General features: G+C 62.3%; 24 protein-coding genes. 8 read left to right on the top strand and 16 right to left on the bottom strand.

What is annotated here, in order from left to right:
- The first annotated feature begins 32 nt into the window (after positions 1–32).
- The 4 genes from ACZ3GY_RS18135 (at position 33) to ACZ3GY_RS18120 (ending at position 2407) form a co-directional block, all read left to right on the top strand.
- Complete coding sequence (locus ACZ3GY_RS18135; RefSeq protein ID WP_463562702.1) at positions 33–200, top strand: rubredoxin; 168 nt, start codon at positions 33–35, stop codon at positions 198–200.
- Between the two features lie 35 nt (positions 201–235).
- On the top strand, positions 236–1384 hold the full coding sequence (locus ACZ3GY_RS18130; RefSeq protein ID WP_465911401.1) for an FAD-dependent oxidoreductase: 1149 nt from the start codon (positions 236–238) through the stop codon (positions 1382–1384).
- Positions 1385–1555: 171 nt separating this feature from the next.
- The gene (locus ACZ3GY_RS18125; RefSeq protein WP_225837397.1) at positions 1556–1828 is read left to right on the top strand and encodes an HU family DNA-binding protein; all 273 of its coding nucleotides are present in this window, start codon (positions 1556–1558) and stop codon (positions 1826–1828) included.
- A 189-nt stretch (positions 1829–2017) separates the two neighbouring features.
- Positions 2018–2407 (top strand): SCP2 sterol-binding domain-containing protein, encoded by a 390-nt coding sequence (locus ACZ3GY_RS18120; protein WP_465911400.1) that lies wholly within the window; start codon positions 2018–2020, stop codon positions 2405–2407.
- A gap of 54 nt (positions 2408–2461) precedes the next feature.
- Here ACZ3GY_RS18120 and ACZ3GY_RS18115 read toward each other — a convergent pair whose 3' ends face one another.
- From ACZ3GY_RS18115 to exbB, 6 genes are all read right to left on the bottom strand, one after another.
- Positions 2462–3865 carry an aminoacyl-tRNA deacylase and HDOD domain-containing protein gene (locus ACZ3GY_RS18115; RefSeq protein ID WP_463562699.1) on the bottom strand — a complete coding sequence of 468 codons (1404 nt, stop codon included), beginning with the start codon at positions 3863–3865 and terminating at the stop codon, positions 2462–2464.
- A gap of 95 nt (positions 3866–3960) precedes the next feature.
- Positions 3961–6036, bottom strand: coding sequence for an ATP-dependent DNA helicase RecG (gene recG / locus ACZ3GY_RS18110; protein WP_463562698.1), 2076 nt, complete (start codon positions 6034–6036; stop codon positions 3961–3963).
- An 8-nt stretch (positions 6037–6044) separates the two neighbouring features.
- Complete coding sequence (locus ACZ3GY_RS18105; RefSeq protein WP_225837413.1) at positions 6045–6968, bottom strand: hydrogen peroxide-inducible genes activator; 924 nt, start codon at positions 6966–6968, stop codon at positions 6045–6047.
- Between the two features lie 139 nt (positions 6969–7107).
- Positions 7108–7854 carry an energy transducer TonB gene (locus ACZ3GY_RS18100; RefSeq protein WP_225837415.1) on the bottom strand — a complete coding sequence of 249 codons (747 nt, stop codon included), beginning with the start codon at positions 7852–7854 and terminating at the stop codon, positions 7108–7110.
- Positions 7851–8279, bottom strand: coding sequence for a TonB system transport protein ExbD (exbD, locus tag ACZ3GY_RS18095; RefSeq protein ID WP_225837417.1), 429 nt, complete (start codon positions 8277–8279; stop codon positions 7851–7853). The genes ACZ3GY_RS18100 and exbD overlap by 4 nt, the downstream gene beginning before the upstream one ends.
- Positions 8280–8283: 4 nt before the next feature.
- On the bottom strand, positions 8284–8964 hold the full coding sequence (gene exbB / locus ACZ3GY_RS18090; protein WP_463565952.1) for a tonB-system energizer ExbB: 681 nt from the start codon (positions 8962–8964) through the stop codon (positions 8284–8286).
- A gap of 636 nt (positions 8965–9600) precedes the next feature.
- Between exbB and ACZ3GY_RS18085 the strand changes: the two genes are divergently transcribed.
- Positions 9601–10458 (top strand): SDR family oxidoreductase, encoded by an 858-nt coding sequence (locus ACZ3GY_RS18085; protein ID WP_463562697.1) that lies wholly within the window; start codon positions 9601–9603, stop codon positions 10456–10458.
- Between the two features lie 41 nt (positions 10459–10499).
- On the opposite strand, the gene ACZ3GY_RS18080 is transcribed toward ACZ3GY_RS18085, so the two are convergent.
- From ACZ3GY_RS18080 to ACZ3GY_RS18060, 5 genes are all read right to left on the bottom strand, one after another.
- Positions 10500–10880 (bottom strand): RidA family protein, encoded by a 381-nt coding sequence (locus ACZ3GY_RS18080; RefSeq protein WP_463562696.1) that lies wholly within the window; start codon positions 10878–10880, stop codon positions 10500–10502.
- Positions 10881–10940: 60 nt separating this feature from the next.
- Entirely contained in the window at positions 10941–13049 is a 2109-nt protein-coding gene (spoT, locus tag ACZ3GY_RS18075) for a bifunctional GTP diphosphokinase/guanosine-3',5'-bis pyrophosphate 3'-pyrophosphohydrolase (protein WP_463562695.1), read from the bottom strand.
- A gap of 60 nt (positions 13050–13109) precedes the next feature.
- Positions 13110–13373, bottom strand: coding sequence for a DNA-directed RNA polymerase subunit omega (rpoZ, locus tag ACZ3GY_RS18070; RefSeq protein ID WP_463562694.1), 264 nt, complete (start codon positions 13371–13373; stop codon positions 13110–13112).
- A 191-nt stretch (positions 13374–13564) separates the two neighbouring features.
- A complete protein-coding gene (gene gmk / locus ACZ3GY_RS18065; protein WP_463562693.1) occupies positions 13565–14185 on the bottom strand; it encodes a guanylate kinase in 621 nt (206 codons plus the stop codon).
- A 56-nt stretch (positions 14186–14241) separates the two neighbouring features.
- On the bottom strand, positions 14242–15105 hold the full coding sequence (locus tag ACZ3GY_RS18060) for a YicC/YloC family endoribonuclease (RefSeq protein WP_465911397.1): 864 nt from the start codon (positions 15103–15105) through the stop codon (positions 14242–14244).
- Between the two features lie 188 nt (positions 15106–15293).
- Between ACZ3GY_RS18060 and rph the strand changes: the two genes are divergently transcribed.
- The 3 genes from rph (at position 15294) to ACZ3GY_RS18045 (ending at position 17557) form a co-directional block, all read left to right on the top strand.
- On the top strand, positions 15294–16016 hold the full coding sequence (gene rph, locus ACZ3GY_RS18055) for a ribonuclease PH (protein ID WP_465911396.1): 723 nt from the start codon (positions 15294–15296) through the stop codon (positions 16014–16016).
- A 26-nt stretch (positions 16017–16042) separates the two neighbouring features.
- Entirely contained in the window at positions 16043–16417 is a 375-nt protein-coding gene (locus tag ACZ3GY_RS18050) for a DUF4870 domain-containing protein (protein WP_465911394.1), read from the top strand.
- 132 nt (positions 16418–16549) lie between these two features.
- The gene (locus ACZ3GY_RS18045; protein WP_465911392.1) at positions 16550–17557 is read left to right on the top strand and encodes a hypothetical protein; all 1008 of its coding nucleotides are present in this window, start codon (positions 16550–16552) and stop codon (positions 17555–17557) included.
- 7 nt (positions 17558–17564) lie between these two features.
- Here ACZ3GY_RS18045 and ACZ3GY_RS18040 read toward each other — a convergent pair whose 3' ends face one another.
- From ACZ3GY_RS18040 to metW, 5 genes are all read right to left on the bottom strand, one after another.
- On the bottom strand, positions 17565–17888 hold the full coding sequence (locus ACZ3GY_RS18040) for a DUF3392 domain-containing protein (protein WP_463562689.1): 324 nt from the start codon (positions 17886–17888) through the stop codon (positions 17565–17567).
- A 54-nt stretch (positions 17889–17942) separates the two neighbouring features.
- Positions 17943–19082: a radical SAM family heme chaperone HemW gene (gene hemW, locus ACZ3GY_RS18035; RefSeq protein ID WP_465911391.1), complete on the bottom strand. Its 1140-nt coding sequence runs from the start codon at positions 19080–19082 to the stop codon at positions 17943–17945.
- A gap of 101 nt (positions 19083–19183) precedes the next feature.
- On the bottom strand, positions 19184–19777 hold the full coding sequence (gene rdgB, locus ACZ3GY_RS18030; protein WP_465911389.1) for an RdgB/HAM1 family non-canonical purine NTP pyrophosphatase: 594 nt from the start codon (positions 19775–19777) through the stop codon (positions 19184–19186).
- Positions 19774–20178, bottom strand: coding sequence for a DUF4426 domain-containing protein (locus tag ACZ3GY_RS18025; protein ID WP_465911388.1), 405 nt, complete (start codon positions 20176–20178; stop codon positions 19774–19776). Before ACZ3GY_RS18025 ends, rdgB begins: the two co-directional genes overlap by 4 nt.
- 15 nt (positions 20179–20193) lie before the next feature.
- Positions 20194–20814: a methionine biosynthesis protein MetW gene (metW, locus tag ACZ3GY_RS18020; RefSeq protein WP_463562685.1), complete on the bottom strand. Its 621-nt coding sequence runs from the start codon at positions 20812–20814 to the stop codon at positions 20194–20196.
- Positions 20815–20816 lie beyond the last annotated feature (2 nt).

Here is a 20816-nt window from a genome sequence, read left to right as displayed (position 1 = left end):
CGCAATGACCGTGATTACGCCGGAGAGCGTTTATGAAGAAGTGGCAATGTGTGGTCTGCGGACTGATCTACGACGAACGTGACGGCTGGCCGGATGACGGCATCGAACCCGGCACCCGCTGGGAAGATGTGCCAGCAGACTGGCTATGCCCCGACTGTGGCGTGGGCAAGATGGATTTCGAGATGATCGAGATCAACTAAGCCCACTCAAGAGCCCAACCCAACAGGAACGAGTAATGAGCGACCCCGTGGTAATCATCGGTACCGGCCTGGCCGGCTACAATCTGGCGCGCGAATTTCGCAAGCTGGACAGCGAAACGCCGCTGTTACTGATTACCGCTGATGACGGTCGCTCCTACTCCAAGCCGATGCTGTCTACCGGCTTCGCCAAGAACAAGGATGCCGACGGCTTGTGCATGGCCGAGCCCGGGGCAATGGCCGAGCAACTGGGTGCCCAGGTGTGGACGCATACGCGGGTTACTGGCATCGACCCGGGGCACAAACGCCTGTGGATCGGCGAGGAGGCCGTGCCGTATCGTGATCTGGTGCTTGCCTGGGGCGCCGAGGTGCTGCAAGTACCTATCGAGGGCGACGCCCGGGATGAGTTGTTCACGGTCAACGACCTCGAAGGTTACGCGCGCTTTCGCCAGGCGGCGCTGGGTAAGCGCCGGGTGCTGATTCTCGGTGCCGGGCTGATCGGCTGCGAGTTCGCCAACGACCTGTCGCTCGGTGGCTACGAAGTCGATCTGGTTGCGCCCTGTGAACAGCTGATGCCCGCCTTGCTCCCCGCAGAAGCGGCTGCTGCTGTGCGTAGTGGCCTGGAAGACCTGGGTGTGCGACTGCATCTGGGGCCGGTGCTCAGCCGGCTGGAGCCTGCGGATGACGGGCTAGAGGCGCATCTGTCCGATGGCCAGATGATCGCCTGTGATCTGGTGATCTCCGCGGTTGGCCTGCGCCCGCGCATCGACCTGGCTGCGGCTGCCGGCCTGGCCGTCAACCGCGGTGTCATGGTCGACCGCGAGCTGCGCTCCTCGCACGCCAATATCTATGCGCTGGGTGATTGCGCCGAAGTCGACGGCCTCAACCTGCTCTATGTCATGCCGCTCATGGCCTGCGCCCGTACGCTGGCGAAGACGCTCAGCGGCACAGCAAGCGAGGTCGCATACGGGGCCATGCCAGTCACCGTGAAAACCCCAGCATGCCCGCTGATCGTGTCGCCACCTGCGCGTGGAACCCAAGGTCGCTGGACGGTCGAAGGCAGTGGCGGCGATATCAAGGCACTGTGTCACGACGCCTCTGGCGCCTTGCTGGGCTACGCGCTGACGGGGACAGCGGTACAGGAAAAACTGACGCTCAATCGTCAACTGCCGGCCGTGCTGCCCTGAGCGTTCTGTCGCGTGGTCGACAAAATGCCGGATTTAGCTAGAAGCAGGGCTGGCGAAGCCCTTTAGAGCGTGCCATTCTCCCCCAGGCCACCCGCAGCGTAGAGCTGTCGCGGCGCCTTGGCGCTGCAGGGCACGGAACACAACAACAACAAACCGTAGAATGAGGCATTTATGCGCAAACCGGAACTCGCCGCTGCTATCGCGGAAAAAGCTGATCTGACCAAAGATCAGGCTAATCGTGTACTCAACGCCGTTCTTGAAGAAATCACCGGTGCACTGAACCGCAAGGACAGTGTGACGTTGGTTGGCTTCGGTACCTTCGTGCAGCGCCACCGTGGCGCGCGCACCGGCAAGAACCCGCAGACCGGGCAACCCGTCACCATCAAGGCCAGCAACACCGTCGCCTTCAAGCCAGGCAAAGCCCTCAAGGATTCGGTCAACTGAGCCCAGGGTCTGTTGACGTTTCAGCGCAGCCTGCCGGTAATCAGCGCGACTGTTCTGGCAGTCGTGTGAAGTGTCAGCAGACCCTCCTCCTCAGCGTCCGCGCTAGCCGCCCTCCATAAGGCTGGCTGTCAGGCTTCTGGCAAGGCGCTACAATGCGCGGCCTCTGCTTCCTCGCCAACAGGCCATGCCATGAAATTTCGTTTTCTTCTGTGGATGCTGGGCCGTCTTATGGCCAAGGCAAGTCGTGATAATCCAGCGTTTCGCCAGCAATTGGAGGGGCGTGATCTGGTGTTCCAGCTGCATACGCTGGACGGCAGGATTACCCGCCACTTCATCGTCAAAGACCAGCGCGTCAGCAGTAAGCGCGGCACGGTCAGCGAGCCGGCCTTTGCCATCGGCTTCAAGGATGCGCCCTACGGTTTCGCCACCCTGACGGCGAAAAACAAGCAACTGGCTTTCATGCAGGGCATCCAGAACAAGGATATTCAGATCCAGGGCAACACGGCTTTGGTGATGTGGTTCCAGGGGCTGACCAAATACCTGCGCCCCAAGCGCAAGACCGACAAGAAAGCAGCCTGATTCAGCAAGGCGTACCCGTGGCCACTCGTTAAGTGACTGGCCACGGGTACGTCGTCAGTTAGGCGAGCCGAACTGCGAAGCCAAATCGCGCAGGGCAACTTCGGCAGCCAGCACCTTGCTCAGTGCGTCTTCGGCTTTGTCCCGCGTGATTCCCAGGTTGTCGAGCAGGCTCTGCGGGATCTCGCGCTCGGGCCCGGTACCGATACCGCGGTTGCGCAGCATGCTGACCGCCAGATACACCAGGTTCGGGTAGGTGGCGTGGTTACCACTGTAGGTCGCGTCGTGCTGGAAGCGCAGGGCCACCGCCAGTTCCTCGGGCATGTCCCAGTAACGCATCAGCCAGGAACCAATCTGTTCACGGCTGATACCGAGCAGGTGCTGCTCGATGTAGCTGTGCGGCAAGTGTTGGTTGACCTCAAGGTGCCGGCAGATCAGCGAGAAGTGTGGCGGGAATACGTGAGCCAGCACCAGGTTGCCGAAGTTGTGCAGCAAGCCAGCCAGGTAGGTCAGCCCTGCTTCCGGGCGCTGGGCGCGGGGCATGGCGCGGGTCAGCCCTTCGATCACTGCGGCGGTGTAAATCGCCTGCTGCCAGTAGGGCGTGGTCTGCTGCGGCTGATCCTTTGGCAGGCTGAGGGTCTTGCCCAATGCCAGGCCCAGCGCCAGGTTGATCACCAGATCGAAGCCCAGCACGCGGACGATGGCGTCTTCCACCGAGCGGATCTTGCCGGGCGCAGCATAGTAGGGCGATGCCGCCCAGCTCACTACTTGTGCGGCGAGCGCTGGATCGGTTTCGACCACGCCAGTGATGTCGTCTACCGTGGCATTGGGGTCGACGCGCAGTTTGATGATTTTCTGTGCGGTTTCCGGCAGCGGTGGAATTTCAATGGTCTCTTCCAGACGTTGCTGGATACGCCGCGCGGTAAAGGCTTGCACCGCATGGCTGATCTCGTTTCGATCATCGTCTGGGCGATTGAGGTTGGGCCTAACCTTACTCAGAGGCTCGCCGAAACGCGCGGCGCTGGCCTTGGCCAACAAGCTTTTGAAGGTCTCGTTACTCAGTTCCAGCAGCACGCCGGGCTCACCGGACTGGATGAACAGGCTCGGCACATCGAGCAGGCGTTCATCGTACAGACAAGGCGAACTGGTTAGCGCCGGGATGCCAGGCAATAGCTTCAGCTCATGCTTGCTGAGCATACGCTCCAGGCGCTCGGGTTTGACCGCGATAAGTTTCCGTCCGGTCAGCTCCGCCAACCGGTTGAGGTCGAGCAACTGACTTTGCGGAAACAGCACCAGCAGAGCTCCCACCGCGTCGTCGAGTAACGCAGTTTGCACTCGCTGAGCAGCAGCCAGGCCGGGCTGCTCGATGCGCACTTGATAATTCAGCCCGAGCTTTTCCAGCAACTGACGAATCACCAGAGGTGGTTGGGGAGAGAGGTCGGCGATGGCTACTTCAGTCATGACGTGTTCCGTCGTAAAGGGGGACGCAGCTCCCCAAGTATAACCAGCAAGCTGACAATGGGACCTCGTGAGTCGACCATCGTCCTGTGTAACGCTCAAACTTGCCCATATTGTTGACCATGACGCAGCCAGCGTTCCAGCAGCGGGCTGACATGCTGTGGCCAGTGCTCCAGCAGTGCCTGAGCCGCATCGCGAACCGCCGGCAGCAGGTCGGCATCACGCATCAGATCAGCTACCTTGAACTGCAGCAGGCCGGTTTGTCGAGTACCGAGCATTTCTCCGGGGCCGCGCAGCTCCAGATCCTTTTCCGCGATGATGAAGCCATCACTGGTTTCACGCATGATGCCCAGCCGCTCGCGACCGATCTGTGACAGCGGCGGGTGGTAGAGCAGCACGCAATGACTGGCAGCGCTGCCACGGCCGACCCGCCCGCGTAACTGGTGCAGTTGTGCCAGACCAAGGCGCTCGGGGTTTTCGATGATCATCAGGCTGGCATTGGGGACGTCGACGCCCACCTCGATCACCGTGGTGGCTACCAGCAACTGGAGTTGGCCCTGCTTGAACTGATCCATCACCGCGGCTTTTTCGGCAGGCTTCATACGCCCGTGGATCAGCCCGACCTGCTGACCAACGAGGGCAGCAGACAGATCCTCATAAGTCGTCTCCGCTGCCTGGCAGGTCAGCTCTTCGGATTCCTCGATCAGCGTGCAGACCCAGTAAGCCTGACGGCCTTCGTTGCAGGCCGAGCGCACTCGCTCGACCACCTCGAAGCGACGGCTGTCTGCTACCAGTACGGTGTTCACCGGTGTGCGGCCCGGCGGCAGCTCGTCGAGAATCGAGGTGTCCAGATCCGCATAGGCGCTCATCGCCAGTGTGCGTGGGATGGGCGTCGCGGTCATGATCAACTGGTGTGGGCTGAGCTTGCCGCCTACGCCTTTCTGGCGCAGCGCCAGGCGCTGTTGCACGCCGAAGCGATGCTGTTCGTCGATGATCGCCAGGGCCAGATTGTGAAAGCGCACCTCTTCCTGAAATAGCGCGTGCGTGCCGACCACCATGGGCGCACCAGCGGCGATTTGCTCCAGGGCAGCGACACGCGCTTTGCCCTTGAGCTTTCCGGCCAGCCAGGCGGTTTCCAGACCCAGTGGCTGCAGCCAGCGGGTGAAGTTCAGGTAATGCTGTTCGGCGAGGATTTCCGTGGGTGCCATCAGCGCCACCTGATAACCCGCCTCGATCGCCTGCAGTGCCGCGAACGCCGCGACCACGGTCTTGCCGGCGCCGACATCGCCCTGCACCAGACGCAGCATCGGCTCGTCCTGGCTCAGGTCATAGGCGATCTCGGCGCCGACCCGCTGCTGCGCGCCGGTCGGCTTGAAGCCGAGGTTGGCGAGGAATTTCCCCGGCAGCGTCTGGGCGACCGGCAGTACAGGCGCGCGCTGAGCACGGGCACTTTCGCGCAGACGCTGCATCGACAGTTGGTGGGTGAGCAGCTCCTCGAAGGCCAGCCGGTGCTGAGCCCAGTGGCGACCTTCGGCGAGTTCCTCGAGGTCGGCATCCGGTGGTGGCCGGTGCAGGTAGCGAATCGCCTGATCCAGCGGCGCTAGCTGGTAATCGTTGGCCAATTCGCGGGGTAACCAGTCCGGCAGGCTGTGCGGGCCGAGGCGAGCCAGGGCCTGTTCGCTGAGCTGACGCAGGCGCTGTTGGGTCAGCCCTTCGGTGGTCGGATAGATCGGTGTCAGGGTTTGCTCAACGGCCGGCGGTTCATCGCCGGACAGCGCGCGATACTCAGGGTGGTAGATTTCCAGGCCAGACGAACCGGGGCGGATTTCACCGTAGCAGCGCACCTGGGTGCCACGCTTGAGACCTTCCTTCTGCGCATTGCTGAAATGGTAGAAACGCAGGCTGAGCGTGCCACTGCCGTCATTCAAGCGAACCAGCAGGCTGCGGCGCTTGCCCATCACCACATCCGCGCCGGAAACGGTGCCCTCGACCACCGCGTCCTGGCCGGGCCGCAAGGCGCCGATGGGAACGATCCGGGTGCGATCCTGATAGCGCAGGGGTAGATGGAAAAGGATGTCCTGCAGGGTTTCCAGGCCGACCTTGGCGAGTTTCTCCGCCAGGGCCGCGCCGACGCCTTTGAGGTCGGTAACGGAAACCGTCGACAGCTCGCTCATCGTTGCTCTCAGACGCTACGCGGCAGGGGTTTGGCGACCGAGCACAGGCGGATGGAGTCAGCCAGCACCTCGATGGCCTTCGGCCGAGGGAAGCTGGCGCGCCAGGCGATGGCTACGGTGCGGAATGGTGCCGGCGGGCTGAGCGGGCGTACTTCGATGACGCCAGGGGCATAGTGGTGGCTGTCGACTGCCGAGAACGGCAGGATGGAAACACCAAGGCCCGAGGCAACCATATGGCGGATGGTTTCCAGGGAGCTGGATTCCACCGTGGTGTGCCGTGCTTGCTCCTCGCCCTTGCGCAGAGTCGGGCAGGCTTCCAGCACCTGATCGCGGAAGCAGTGGCCCTCGCCGAGCAGCAACAGGCTCTTGTCGTTGAGCAGTTTGGTGTCGATGGTCTTCATCGCTGTCCACGGGTGATCCGCAGGCAGCAGGGCGTAGAAGGGTTCGTCGTACAGCGGCAGCGTCAGCACGTCCGCTTCCTGGAACGGCAGCGCGACGATGATCGCGTCCAGCTCTCCGGTGCGCAGCTTGTCGCGCAGCACGTGGGTGAAGTTCTCTTCGATGTACAGCGGCATCTGGGTGGCCACGCGATGCAGCTGTGGGATCAGATGAGGGAACAGATACGGGCCGACCGTATAGATGGCGCCGATCTTCAACGGTGCTGCCAACTGGTTCTTGCCGGCCTGGGCCAGCTCGCGGATGCCTTGAGCCTGTTCCAGGACTTTTTGTGCCTGGGTGACGATGCCTTCACCGACTGGCGTCAGGCGCACTGCGCTCTTGCTGCGCTCGAAGATCAGCACGCCGAGTTCGTCTTCGAGTTTCTTCACGCCGACCGACAGGGTGGGCTGGCTAACATGGCAGCGCTCGGCGGCTCGGCCAAAGTGTTGTTCCTGAGCGAGCGTCACGATGTAGCGCAGTTCAGTGAGGGTCATAGTCTTAGTCCATTGAGATGGAGCCAAGCATAGCCGCTGTCTTCTATGTAACCAACCACTGAGGTGTGTCTGCGAGAGGGATATTGCTGGGGGGAAAGGTATCCGCCCCGGGCTTTTTGGCCTGGGGCGGACAAGTGCATCAGCGACCGCGGCCGCGCTCCAGCGAGTAGATGAACGGCGCGACGATTTCCACGCTGCCATCCTTGAGCATTTCAGGTGGCGGTTTGGGCAGCGGCTGCGCGCGGCGGATCATCTGCAGCGTGGCCCTGTCCAGGGAGGCGCTGCTGGATTTGCCGACCAGCGTGTACGACAACACCATGCCATTGGCATCGACCACGAAGCGCAAGCGGTTGACGCCCTCGAGGCCGCGACGGCGCGCGTCTTCCGGGTAACGCTTGTACTTGGCCAGGTGCGTCAGCAACTGACTTTGCCAGGTGACTTCGGCCTTGCTCGGCGAGCTGACCGGTGCCTGTTGTGGCGCTGCCGGTTTGGCTTCAGCCGGTGCAGGAGGCGCGGGTGGGGCGTCTTCTGGCGGCTCGTCCTGAGGCTCTGGCGGCTTCGGCTCGGGTGGCTTGGGCTTCGGCGGCTTGGGTTTTGGCTTCGGCTTGGGTTTCGGCGGCGTTACTGCCAGCGTCGGCTTGGGCGCTTCTACCAGTTTCGGCTGAGGCTCGGGCTCCTCCGGAACGACTTCCGGTGGCGGCGGCGGAGCAGGCTTGGGCGCGGCTGGGGGCAGTGGTTCCAGTTCGACGATCATGGCTGCGGGAGGCAGCTCGATGGGCGTCGCTTGGGGCTGCCAGTACATGGCCCAGAGGAACAGACCGATGTGCAGCCCAACCACGATGACCAGGCTAGCGAACCAGGAGAACGTGCGGCTGGATTTCTTCATTGCGCGCCGACCGTCTCCAGGCCTACTAGGCCGATCTTCAGATAGCCGGTGCCACGCAGGGTGTCCATGACTTCCATCAGGTCGCCATATTCGACGCCCTTGTCGCCGCGTACGAAGATGGTCTTGTCCTTGTCATTCTGCGTCAGCTTGTCCAGCGCCGCGCCGAGCATGGCCGGCTGTACTTCGTCGTTATCGATGAACAGCTTCTTGTCGTCCTTGATGCTCAGGTAGATCGGCTTGTCCGGCCTTGGCGCCGGTTTGGCGCTGGACGCGGGCAGGTCGATCTTCACGTCGACGGTGGCCAATGGTGCGGCGACCATGAAGATGATCAACAGCACCAGCATCACGTCGATGAAGGGCGTGACGTTGATCTCGTGGTTTTCCTGGAGATCGTCGCCGCCGTTTTCGTTGAGATGAAGACCCATGGCCTTAACCCGCCTTGACCATGTGAGGCTGTTGGGAGCGATCGCCACTCGGCTGCATGTCCAGGTCACGGCTGACCAGCAGCAGCACCTGAGCGGATGCGTCGGCGACCTGCGCCTTGTAGGCGCTGATCGAGCGCGAGAAGGCGTTGTAAATGATCACCGCAGGAATCGCAGCAACCAGACCCAGAGCGGTCGCCAGCAGCGCTTCGGCGATACCGGGAGCGACCACGGCAAGGTTGGTGGTCTGGGTTTTGGCGATACCGATGAAGCTGTTCATGATGCCCCACACGGTGCCGAACAGGCCGACGAAGGGTGCGGTGGAACCGATGGTGGCGAGTACCCCGGTACCTTTGCTCATGTCGCGACCGCAAGCACCGACCAGACGCTCGAGGCGGAAGCTGACACGCTCCTTGATGCCTTCCTTCTCGCGGCTGGTGGCCGAGAGTTTCAGTTCTTCGCGGGCGTCTTCGATGAGGATTTCACTGAAGCTGTGCTTGGCGCGCGCCTGATCGCTGGCCTGGGCCAGGTTGCGAGCACCCTTCAACTCGAGGATTTCACGGCGCAGACGGCGACGTGCACCGACCAGTTCGATGGTCTTGGCAATCCAGATAGTCCAGGTCAGGATCGACGCCAGTACCAGACCGATCATCACCGTTTTGACCACTACGTCGGCACCTTGATACATGCCCCATGGGGACAGATCGTGGAACACCACTTCCGCTTCGGCGGCGGAGTCTTCGCCCATTGCCTGTGCGTCTGCACTCTGCTGAGCGGCGAGGGCCTGCTGCAGTTTTGCGGCATCTTCAGGAGCGATGTTGTTTTCGCTGAAGAACTGCTGACGGGCTTCGTTGAGTTGTTCTGGAGTAGCCTGCGGGCCCAGTGCCTCGAGTTTGTCACCCAGCGCATCGACCTGAGCGGTGGCTTCCGGCGACAGCGGCGCAGCCTGCAGTTGTGGTGCGGTGGCAGCCGGGCCGGTGTTGGCGGGGGCCTGCTGCGTTGCAGCGGCTGGTTCGGCTGGCGCAGGAGCCGACTGATCGGCGAAGCTCGCGGTCGGAGCCAGCGTCAGGCTGAGCAGCAGAGCGAGGAGCGCGCCGAGGCGTTGCGGCCGAGCGGCGACAGTGGTTGGCTTAGCGCTATGGGCGGTAGAGTTCATGCTTGCCGGACCTAAGTGTGATGACGGTGACCTGCGCAGGCGAAACGCTGCGCGGCAAAAAAGGCTGAACATTATTGCAAGTAATTCTTGTTTATGAAAGCGTTAGTGTAACTATATTACATTTTGGTCGTCGTGTTAGAGCGCCTGCCGGGGTGAGAGAGGGCAGTGATGAGTAGAGTTACGAGCGTGATGATTGCTGGCTGCGGTGATGTCGGAGGCCGTCTTGCGGTGCGTCTGCATGACGCGGGCTGGCAGGTCTATGGCATGCGCCGAACGGTATCCGAGTTGCCCGCAGGCATCCTGCCGGTGGCGGGTGACCTGCACGAGCCTGGCTGCCCCGAGCAATGGCCGCAGGGTGAGCTGGATTATCTGGTGTATAGCGCAGCCGCTACCCAGCACGATGAGCCGGGCTATCGGCAGGCGTACGTCGACGGCCTACGCCATGTGCTGAGCTGGCTGAAATCGCGAGGACAGTGCCCGAAGCGTCTGCTGTTCGTTTCCAGTAGTGGCGTATACGCCCAGGCGGATGGCGAGTGGATCGACGAAACCTCGCCTGCAGAGGCACAGAGCTACTCGGGGCGTGTGATACGCGAGGCAGAGCAGGTGGCGTGGAGCGCTGAGGTGCCCGCCACGGTGGTGCGTCTGACCGGTATCTACGGCCCGGGTCGCGAATGGCTGCTCAAGCAGGTGCGCATGGGCTATCGGGTATCGGTGGAGCCGCCGCTCTATGGCAATCGCATTCATGCCGATGATGCCGCAGGCCTGCTGGCCTTCCTGCTGCAGGCGGATTCGGCAGGCAAGCCGCTGGATGACTGCTATATCGGCGTGGATGACGAGCCGGCGCCGCTGCACGAGGTGATGGGTTGGTTGCGTCAGCAATTGGGTGTCGAGCATTGGTCGGAGGAGTCGACCGTGCGCCGCTCTGGCAGCAAGCGCTGCACTAATGCGCGTGCCCGAGCGCTGGGCTGGTCACCGCAGTATCCCAGCTATCGCGAGGGCTATGCCGCGGTATTGCGCGAAGGGTAAAGCGAGTCGCCCGGAGCGTTCGCTCCGGGCATTGGCGCTGATCAGTCGATGACCAGGATGCCATCCATCTCAACCTGTGCGCCCTTTGGCAGGGCGGCCACGCCAATGGCGGCGCGGGCAGGATAGGGCTGCTGGAAGTAGCGGCCCATGACCTCGTTGACGGTAGCGAAGTGGGAGAGGTCGGTGAGGAAGATGTTCAGCTTGACCACGTCCTTGAACGAGCCGCCGGCGGCCTCGATGACCGATTTAAGGTTCTCGAAGACTTGTACGGTCTGCGCTTCGAAGCCTTCGACCAGCTCCATCGTCTTTGGATCCAGAGGGATCTGTCCGGACAGGTAAACGGTATTACCGGCCTTGATGGCTTGGGAATATGTGCCGATAGCGGCCGGGGCTTCGTCGCTGTTGATAACGGTTTTGCTCATAGAGGCTCCTTGGTGGAGATGCGCGAGGCGCATCGGTCATGGGCGGCCTGAGCGAGTCGGTCAGGCCTTGACGCGGGTGATGCGCATGACGCCGGGCAGGGTGCGTAGCTTCTTGATCACTCGGGCCAGGTGCACGCGGTCGTGTACGCTGACCACCAGTTGTACCACGCTGACGCGCCCGTCGCGTTCGTCCATGCTGATCTTTTCGATGTTGCCGTCAGCAGCATTGACGCTGCCGGCCAGCAGGGCGATGAGCCCTCGCTGGTGCTCCAGTTCGACACGCAACTCGACATTGAACTCACCTGTCACGTCCTTGGCCCAGGACAGCTGGATGCATTTTTCCGGGTTGTGGCGCACTTCGCTGATATTGCGACAGGTGTCCATGTGCACCACCATGCCTTTGCCTGCCGACAGGTGACCGACGATAGGGTCGCCCGGAATCGGCGTGCAGCATTTGGCGTAGCTGAGCACCAGACCTTCGGTGCCGCGAATCGCCAGCGGGCTTTCGGCGTTGGGCAACTCTTCGCCCTCGCCTGCTAGCAAGCGGCGCGCGACGACATAGGCCATGCGATTGCCCAGGCCGATATCTTCGAGCAAGTCGTCGAAGGTCTCCAGGCGGTATTCGTTGAGCACTGCCTGCTGGCGCTCGGGTTGCAGCTTGTCCAGGTTGCTTTCGAAGCTGGTCAGTACCTTGTTGAGCAGACGCTCGCCAAGGTTGACGGATTCCGAGCGGCGCTGTTGCTTGAGGGCGTGACGAATATGGGTGCGCGCCTTGCCGGTGACCACGAAGTTCAGCCAGGCCGGGTTGGGGCGTGCGCCAGGCGCGCTGACGATTTCCACCGTGGAGCCGCTTTCCAGCGCCTGGGACAGTGGTGCCAGGCGACGATTGATGCGACAGGCGATGCACGTGTTGCCGACATCGGTGTGCACCGCATAGGCAAAGTCCACGGCCGTGGAGCCTTTCGGTAGCTCCATGATGCGGCCCTTGGGCGTGAACACGTAGACCTCGTCCGGGAACAGGTCGATCTTCACGCTCTCGATGAACTCCAGCGAGTTGCCGGCGCGCTGCTGCATCTCCAGCACGCCCTTGACCCACTGACGCGCACGGGCATGGTTGCCCTTCGGCGTTTCATCTTCGTTGGATTTGTACAGCCAGTGCGCGGCGATGCCGTTGTTGGCCATCTCTTCCATTTCGCGGGTGCGAATCTGGATCTCGATCGGCACGCCATGCATGCCGAACAGGGTGGTGTGCAACGACTGGTAGCCGTTGGCCTTGGGAATCGCGATGTAGTCCTTGAAGCGGCCCGGCAGCGGTTTGTACAGGTTGTGCACGGCGCCGAGCACGCGGTAGCAGGTGTCGACCTTGTCGACCACGATGCGGAAGGCGTACACATCCATGATTTCGTTGAATGCGCGGCGTTTGCCGCGCATCTTCTGGTAGATGCTGTACAGGTGCTTCTCGCGGCCCATCACCTCGCCTGTCATGTCTTCGCGCTCCAGGCAGTGGAGCAGCGATTCTTCGATGCGGGTGACGATTTCCTTACGGTTGCCACGGGCACGGCGCACGGCGGCACGGATACGCTCGGAGCGCATCGGGTGCATGGCCTTGAAGCCGAGATCTTCGAATTCCACGCGCATGCTGTGCATGCCCAGGCGGTTGGCGATGGGGGCGTAGATTTCCAGGGTTTCCTTGGCGATGCGCCGGCGCTTTTCGCCGGACAGCACTTCCAGGGTGCGCATGTTGTGCAGGCGGTCGGCCAGTTTGACCAGGATCACGCGAATATCGCGCGCCATGGCCATGGCCATCTTCTGGAAGTTTTCGGCCTGGGCCTCGGCCTTGGTCTCGAAATTCATCTGGGTCAGCTTGCTGACCCCGTCCACCAGTTCCGCCACGGACTCGCCAAACTGCGCGTGGAGGGCTTCCTTGGCGATCCCGGTGTCCTCGATCACGTCATGCAGCATCGCGGCCATCAGGCTCTGATGATCCATGTGCATGTCGGCGAGGATGCTGGCGACGGCCAGCGGATGGGTGACGTAGGCTTCGCCACTGCGGCGGCGTTGCCCATCATGCGCTTGTTCGGCGTAGAAATACGCGCGACGAACCAGGTTGACCTGGTCGTCACCCAGATAGGTCGAAAGTCGATCGGCGAGGGCGTCTATGCTCGGCATGGGAGGTTCCCTTGCCAGGCCTTGTGCACCCGCGACCTACGTTTTCGACCAGGCATAGGCTTACAGAGGCTCGTTAGCCTCTTCGTCGAAGGCAGCGAACAGCGGCTCTTCTTCGATGATGTCTTCTTGGGCGATAACGTCGGCGTTTACCAGGCCGCTGGCAATTTCACGCAGCGCGACCACGGTTGGCTTGTCGTTTTCCCATGCCACTTTAGGTTCTTTGCCGCCGGTAGCGAGTTGGCGAGCGCGCTTGGTGGCAAGCATGACCAGCTCGAAGCGGTTATCGACGTTGTCCAGGCAGTCTTCAACGGTAACGCGAGCCATGGTGTTCCTCGTAGCGAATGCAAAAATAAGCTGGGCCCAAATGGGCGAGCGGACTGGATAGTCTAGAAAAACGCCAGCATTAAGGGAAGAGAAAGTCGCTAGAAGGCACGAGATCGCAACGCAGGGCGCGATTTTCGGTGCTCAAGCGACCTTCGCAGAGCTGATCTGGCGTGAGCCAGTCCCGCTTCAGTTCACGCCAGCAGTTCGTTCAACAACCCCAGATGGCGTTGCTGCTGGGCCGGCTGCAGCAACTGATTGGCCCGGAAGATCGCCTTCAGGTCGCTGAGCGCGTGGGAGAAGTCATCGTTGATCACGATGTAGTCGTACTCGACGTAGTGACTCATCTCGCTGACCGCTTCGTGCATGCGTTGCTCGATCACTTCGCCGCTGTCCTGGCCGCGGCTGGTCAGGCGGTGGCGCAGCGCTTCCAGGGTCGGTGGCAGGATGAAGATCGATTTCGATTGCGGCATCAGGCGGCGTACCTGTTGAGCGCCCTGCCAGTCGATCTCCAGAATCAGATCGATGCCCTCGGCCAGGGTCTTCTCCAGCGAGCGTTGCGAGGTGCCGTAATAGTTGCCGAACACCTGGGCGTGCTCGAGAAACTCGCTTTGTTCGAGCATGCCAGTGAACTGCGCGTGATCCACGAAGTGGTAGTGCACGCCGTCACTTTCACCCGGGCGCATGGCGCGGGTAGTGTGTGATACCGACACGCGAACATGCGGTTCGCTGTCGATCAATGCCTTGACCAGGCTGCTTTTGCCTGCGCCCGACGGGGCGGAAATAATGTAGAGCGTGCCGGTGGTGGTGCTCATGGATCGATCCTGAAACGGTTGGGTCGGGAATTCGCGCAGCAGAGGCCGGGCGACGATTATTCGATGTTCTGTACCTGTTCGCGCATCTGCTCGATCAGCACCTTGAGGTTGACCGCGGCCTGGGTGCTGCGCGGGTCGAAGGCCTTGGAACCCAGGGTGTTGGCTTCGCGGTTGAGTTCCTGCATCAGGAAGTCCAGGCGACGGCCTGCTGCACCGCCGGCTTTGAGCACGCGGCGCACCTCGGTAACGTGGGTGTTCAGGCGATCCAGCTCTTCGGCCACATCACTCTTTTGCGCGAGCATCACCAGTTCCTGCTCGAGGCGCTGTGGGTCGAGGTCGGCCTGCATTTCGCGGCAGCGCTCGAGGATCTTCTGGCGCTGCACGTCGAGCATCTGCGGCACCAGCTCGCGCAGGGCGGCCACTTCATCGAGCATGCTGTCGAGGCGTTCGTTGAGCAGCTTGGCCAGCTCGGCGCCTTCGCGGCTGCGCCCGGCCTTCAATTCATCCAGTGCGCTGCCGAACAGCTTCAGGGCGGCCTTGTTGAGTGCTTGCGGGTCGCTGCTATCGGCCACCAGCACGCCGGGCCAACTGAGTACTTCCAGTGGGTTGAGCGGGGCCGGCTGCTTGATCAGTGCGGCGACGCTTTCCGCTGCGGCGATCAGTTGCGTGGCCTTGTCGCGGTCGACCTGCAGCGGTTTGCCGGCGCTTTCTTCGGTGAAGCGCAGGGTGCATTCCACCTTGCCGCGCGACAGGCCCTGACGCAGGGCTTCACGTACCGCGCCTTCGAGGTCGCGAAAGGCTTCCGGCAGGCGCAGATGGGGCTCGAGGTAGCGGTGGTTGACCGAGCGCAGCTCCCAGCTCAGGGTGCCGTTGGCACCTGCCTGCTCGGTGCGGGCGAAGGCTGTCATGCTGTGGATCATGCTGCTTACCTCGTGAAGTTCTGCCAGTTTGGCATGGGCCAAAGGCGGCGATTGTAGCGCAGTGCGGCGACGGCTCCCAATCGCGACCGCGCCTGTTCGGACGGGCGCGGTCGCGGCCAGACGGTAACAGCCCCTATAATGCGCGGCAGATTCCCGATTCCATATAGAACACGAGCAGGTATTCCTTGATGAAACGTCCCAGTGGCCGCGCGGCCGATCAGTTGCGCTCGATCCGCATCACCCGCAACTACACCAAGCACGCCGAAGGTTCGGTGCTGGTGGAATTCGGTGATACCAAGGTGATTTGCACCGTCAGCGTCGAGCAGGGCGTACCGCGCTTCCTCAAGGGCCAGGGCCAGGGCTGGGTGACTGCCGAGTACGGCATGCTGCCGCGTGCGACCGGTGACCGCAATCAGCGTGAGGCGAGCAAGGGCAAGCAGGGCGGCCGTACCCTGGAAATCCAGCGCCTGATCGGCCGTTCGCTGCGCGCCGCGTTGGACATGAGCAAGCTCGGTGAAAACACCCTGTACGTCGACTGCGACGTGATCCAGGCCGATGGTGGTACCCGTACCGCGTCGATCACCGGCGCCATGGTCGCACTGGTCGATGCGCTCAAGGTGATGAAGAAGCGTGGCGGCCTGAAAGGCGGCGACCCACTCAAACAAATGATCGCTGCCGTTTCCGTGGGCATCTATCAGGGTGAGCCGGTGCTCGATCTGGATTACCTGGAAGACTCGGCTGCCGAAACCGACCTCAACGTGGTGATGACCAGCACTGGGGGGTTCATCGAAGTTCAGGGCACCGCCGAAGGCGCGCCTTTCCAGCCTGCCGAGCTGAATGCCATGTTGGCCCTGGCGCAGCAAGGCATGAACGATCTGTTCGCCCTGCAGCAGGCCGCCCTGGCCGAGTGACCGGTCGCTGACCGAGGAGAACCACGATGGATGATAGCAACCTGTTGACGCCTGAGCCCGAGCCCAGCAAGGAAGCGCGCCAGTGGGCGATGATCTGTCACTTCGCCGCGGCCCTCGGTTTCATCTTCCCCTTCGGCAATCTGATTGGTCCGCTGATCGTCTGGCAGATCAAGAAAGACCAGGATGCCTTCATCGACGAGCAAGGCAAGGAAGCCCTCAACTTCCAACTGACGGTGGCCATTGCGGGCATCGTTTGCCTGTTGTTGATGCTGGTGCTGATCGGTTTTCTGCTGATCGGCCTGCTGTGCATTGGCACTATCGTGCTGACTATCATTGCCGGTATCAAGGCAGGCGAGGGGCGGCCTTACCGTTATCCTTTCTGCTTGCGTCTGATTAAATGATCGCCACCTGATTGACGAAAAAGCCAGCTAAATGCTGGCTTTTTCGTAGTAGCGCGTCCGCTATTGATTCCGGTGCCAGCGACTCTATAAGCTTTGCCGCGATACTGGCATTTGGCGCTCACAAGGACACCCATGATCCCCGTCAATCCACTGGCCATGATGCTCGGTTCGTTGTTCCTGCTGGTTTCCATTGTGTGCCTGGGCGGGCTGGCGGTGTTGCTGGCGGCCTGTCTGCATTCGCGTGCCAGGCGGTTCATGGTGGCTCGCCGCTGGTGGTTTGGGCTGTTGGCAGTATTCCTGGCCGCTGGCAGTTTGCCGACCCTCGCGTTCATGAAGTGGCAGCTGGATGATTGGCTCGAACGGCGCGCGCTCAGCCCTCGCCTGGAGCATGAGGAGGTGCTGGGCGATCTGATCCTGCCTGCTGGTACACGGGTGTGGTTGGAGAGCTTGGAGCCCATGCGCGATCTGAGTGGTGAGCCACTGCCTTATGGCTTGCAGAGTTTGAAGCGGGCCGAGTTCGATCGCGCGCCTGGTGTGATGCTCGGCATGCGCGTGCGCAGCCTGGAATTGGATGCGGGCCGGGGCACCGCAGAGGTGCGACTGCTCGAGGCTGCCAACCTGCAGGGTTGGAGCTGCTCGCCAGAAGCCAATGTCAGTTTCGACTATCCGTTCAATGCACCGTTCGTGTTCGCGGATTGGCGCCTGGAGAGCTGCGCGCTGCTACCTGGCAGCGAGGCTGCAAGCATTGCATGGCCTGGGAGTGTGACGGTGCGAGCCATTGAGCGAGGGCGCTGGCAGTTGTCGGGCGACAGCACGCCAATCCGTTTTCGTGCATTGGATATCAGCGGGTTGAACCTATGGCTGGATGGCCTGGGCAGCGAGGTTCAGGCCTGGTCGGGTGAACTGGCAAACTCCCTCGAGTTAGGGCCCATGCACTACCCGGTTGGAACCCGCGTTCGCACTTACCAAAGCAATCTGCTCTTCAGCCCGAATGCCGATGCACCTGCTTTGGATAAACGCCAGGATAAACCTATCGAGCTTGGCCAATCGGTACAGCAGAATGCCGCTGGCGAGGTGTTGGGCATCCATCAGAATGGCGATGTCGGGGTGATCGACTGGGACATCCTGGTGGTGCCCTGACGCTGCTTCAGCTGCGATCGGCCAGTACACCGATGAGGAAGAACACCAACAGCAACACCGGCGCCAGGGTGTAGTTGTTGAAGTGGCCGAGAATCTGCGCCAGTAGCGGCGTGAGGTAGACCATCGCCAGACCGTAGCCGATAGCGCAGACCATGACGAAGATCAGCGTACGCAGGACGAAGTTGAGGCTGCCGATGCGGCCCTGTATCCAGGCGTTGATGCCGGGGCCGAACAGCACCAGCAGGGTGGCCATCAGCGCCATGGAAATCTCATAGAGGTGACCGCGGCTCCAGCGCGATACGGTGGCGATCATATCCAGCAGCAAATCCATAGGGGTTCCTTGTTGGTTGGGAAGGCCAGCGCTGCGTCCGTCCAGGCGCTGCGCTTACGGCAGAAAATACTGCAACAGGTCATTGAGAAACAGCTGCCCTTCGCGGGTTGCCACCAGGCGCGCCGGGTCTTTTTCCAGCAGGCCGCGTTGCTCCGCCTGCTGCCGTGCGCTGGCCAGTTGCTGCAGCGGCAATCCGCTGCGTTGGCTGAACAGCTCGGCGGCGCAGCCATCACTGAGGCGCAGCACGTTCATCAGAAACTCGAAGGGCAACTCCTCGGCGCTGAGGACGCGCTCGCCCGCGCTGTAGTGCTTGGCGGGATCGAGGTAGTCCTTGGGCAGGCGGGTTTTCCAGGTGCGGCTGATGCGCCCGTCCGGCGTGCTCAGTTTGCCGTGGGCGCCGGCGCCAATGCCGAGGAAGTCGCCGAACGTCCAGTAATTCAGGTTATGCCGGGCGGCGCGGCCGGGCTGTGCGTAGGCCGAGACTTCGTACTGGCCGTAGCCATGTTCGGCGAGCAGCGCCTGGCCTGCCTCCTGAATGTCCCACAGGGTGTCGTCTTCCGGCAGCACCGGCGGCTGGTTCCAGAACACCGTGTTCGGTTCCACTGTCAGCTGATACCAGGACAAGTGAGTGGGGGCCTGGGCGATGGCGATGCGCAGGTCGCCCAGCGCGTCATCGAGGGACTGATCCGGCAGGCCGTGCATCAGATCCAGGTTGAAGTTATCGAAGCCGGCTGCGCGGGCCATGTCGGCGGCGCGAATCGCTTCATCGCCATCGTGGATTCGCCCCAGGGCCTTGAGCTTTTCTGCCTGGAAACTCTGCACGCCGATCGACAGCCGATTGATGCCCAGGCGTCGGTAGGCGGCGAATTTCTCCTGCTCGAAAGTACCCGGGTTGGCTTCCAGGGTGATTTCGATGTCGCTGGCGAACGGAATGCGCCGCTCCACGCCTTCGAGCAAGCGCCCAAGAGCCTTGGCGGAAAACAGGCTGGGCGTGCCGCCGCCGAAGAAGATCGACGTCAGCGGGCGACCGTGGGCCTGGCGCAGGTCGCAGTCGAGATCGGCGAGCAGCGCGTCGACATAGGCCTCTTCCGGCAAGTTCGGGCCGGCGGCGTGGGAGTTGAAGTCACAGTAAGGGCACTTGCGCACGCACCAGGGAATATGGACGTACAGTGCCAGGGGAGGCAGCTGGAACACAGGCGTTGGGTCACGGCAGGGTAATTGCGGGGCGCTATCGTGGCACGACTTGGGCAAAGCTCCAATGTTCGCGGACGAAACGCCCCTGCTGGTGGCGCTGTTTACAGGCCCAAACGCTGCTTGAGCAGCGCCATGGCGATGGCGCGGTGGCTGAGCTGGTTTTTGTCGACCGGCGACAGCTCGGCGCTGGAGCACTGGTGTTCTTCGACCCAGAACAGCGGGTCGTAGCCGAAGCCATGTTCGCCACGGGCTTCATGCAGAATGCTGCCGTGCCACAGGCCTTCGCAGAGAATCGGCAGCGGATCGTCGGCGTGGCGCACCAAGGCCAGGCAGCAGACGAACTGGGCGCCGCGCTCGGCGTCCGGCACGTTCTTCAGTGCACTCAGCAGCTTGGCGTTGTTGGCGGCATCGCCTTGGCCGTCGGCGTAGCGGGCGGAATAGATGCCCGGTGAGCCGCCCAGATGATCGACTGCCAGGCCCGAGTCATCGGCCAGCGCTGGCAGCCCGGACAGGCGCGAGGCATTGCGGGCCTTGAGGATCGCGTTCTCGACGAACGACAGGCCGGTTTCCTCCGGTTCCACCTGGCTGAATTCACCGACAGAGCGCAGGCGCACGCTGGCGCCGAGCATGGCCTGCAGCTCCTTGAGTTTGCCGGCGTTGTGGCTGGCGAGGACGAGTTCTGGGAAAGGCATCATGGCTCCGGAAAGAGTTCCTGGTTGAAGTCCAGGCGCTGGCCGTTCACCTGCAGGTTGAACAGCAGCACCTCGCGCGAGGTGATGGGAAACTGCGCCAGGTACGAGACGAATTCGCCCTCACGCTGCTCGATGAAGGTCAGCGTCTGGCCGTGGCCAAGCACGCTTTTCACTTCACCGCTGATCGTGACCGGGCTGGTTTTGCCCGCCCGCAGCACGCTGATGTTCAGCACGCCCTGCTTGCCGCTGCGCAGCAGGCCGTTGGCCTGGGCGATTTGCGGTTGCAGGTAGTTGGCGTTGAAGGCGCTGTAATGCACCTCAAGATCACCCAGGCGCTGCATGCGTTCAGCCGCGCTTGCCGGCAGGCTCAGGCACAGGGCGATCAGCGCAATGGCTAGGCGCATGGGCAATTGCGCTGCTCAGTTGGCAATGTGCACGTCGCGGGCATTACGCCCGCTGATGCGGTAGATGCCGATTTCGCCCAGCAGGTTGGGCCACGCGCGGCTGGCCCAACCGTGTCGGTGTTGATGGTCTACCGCCAGGCGCTGGAGTACCTGGGCATCCTGCTGGCGGCACAGGCGCTCGAAGTCCTCGAAGGTGCAGAAGTGGATGTTCGGCGTGTTGTACCAGGTGTACGGCAGGAAGTCCGACACCGGCATGCGGCCCTTGCTCGCCAGGTACCAGCGGCAGCGCCAGTGGGCGAAGTTGGGGAAGGTGATGATGCAGGTCTTGCCGACGCGGAGCATTTCCGCCAACACCTTGTCGGGAAAGTGCAGCGCCTGCAGGGATTGGGTCATGACCACCACATCGAAGCTGTCGCTGGCGAAGTTGCCCAGGCCTTCGTCGAGGTTCTGCTCGATGACGTTGACGCCCTTGCCGATGCACAGGGCGATCTTGTCCGGATCGATTTCCAGGCCATAACCGCTGACCTGCTTGTTGGCGCTCAGCCAGGCGAGCAGGTCGCCATCACCACAGCCAAGGTCGAGGACGCGGCTGCCAGCGGGAATCCATTTCTGGATGATCTCTAGGTCGGCTCGCATGC

The sequence above is a fragment of the Pseudomonas sp. PME37.24/006 genome (genome assembly GCF_055556635.1).
This window is presented reverse-complemented; position numbering and strand designations above follow the sequence as displayed.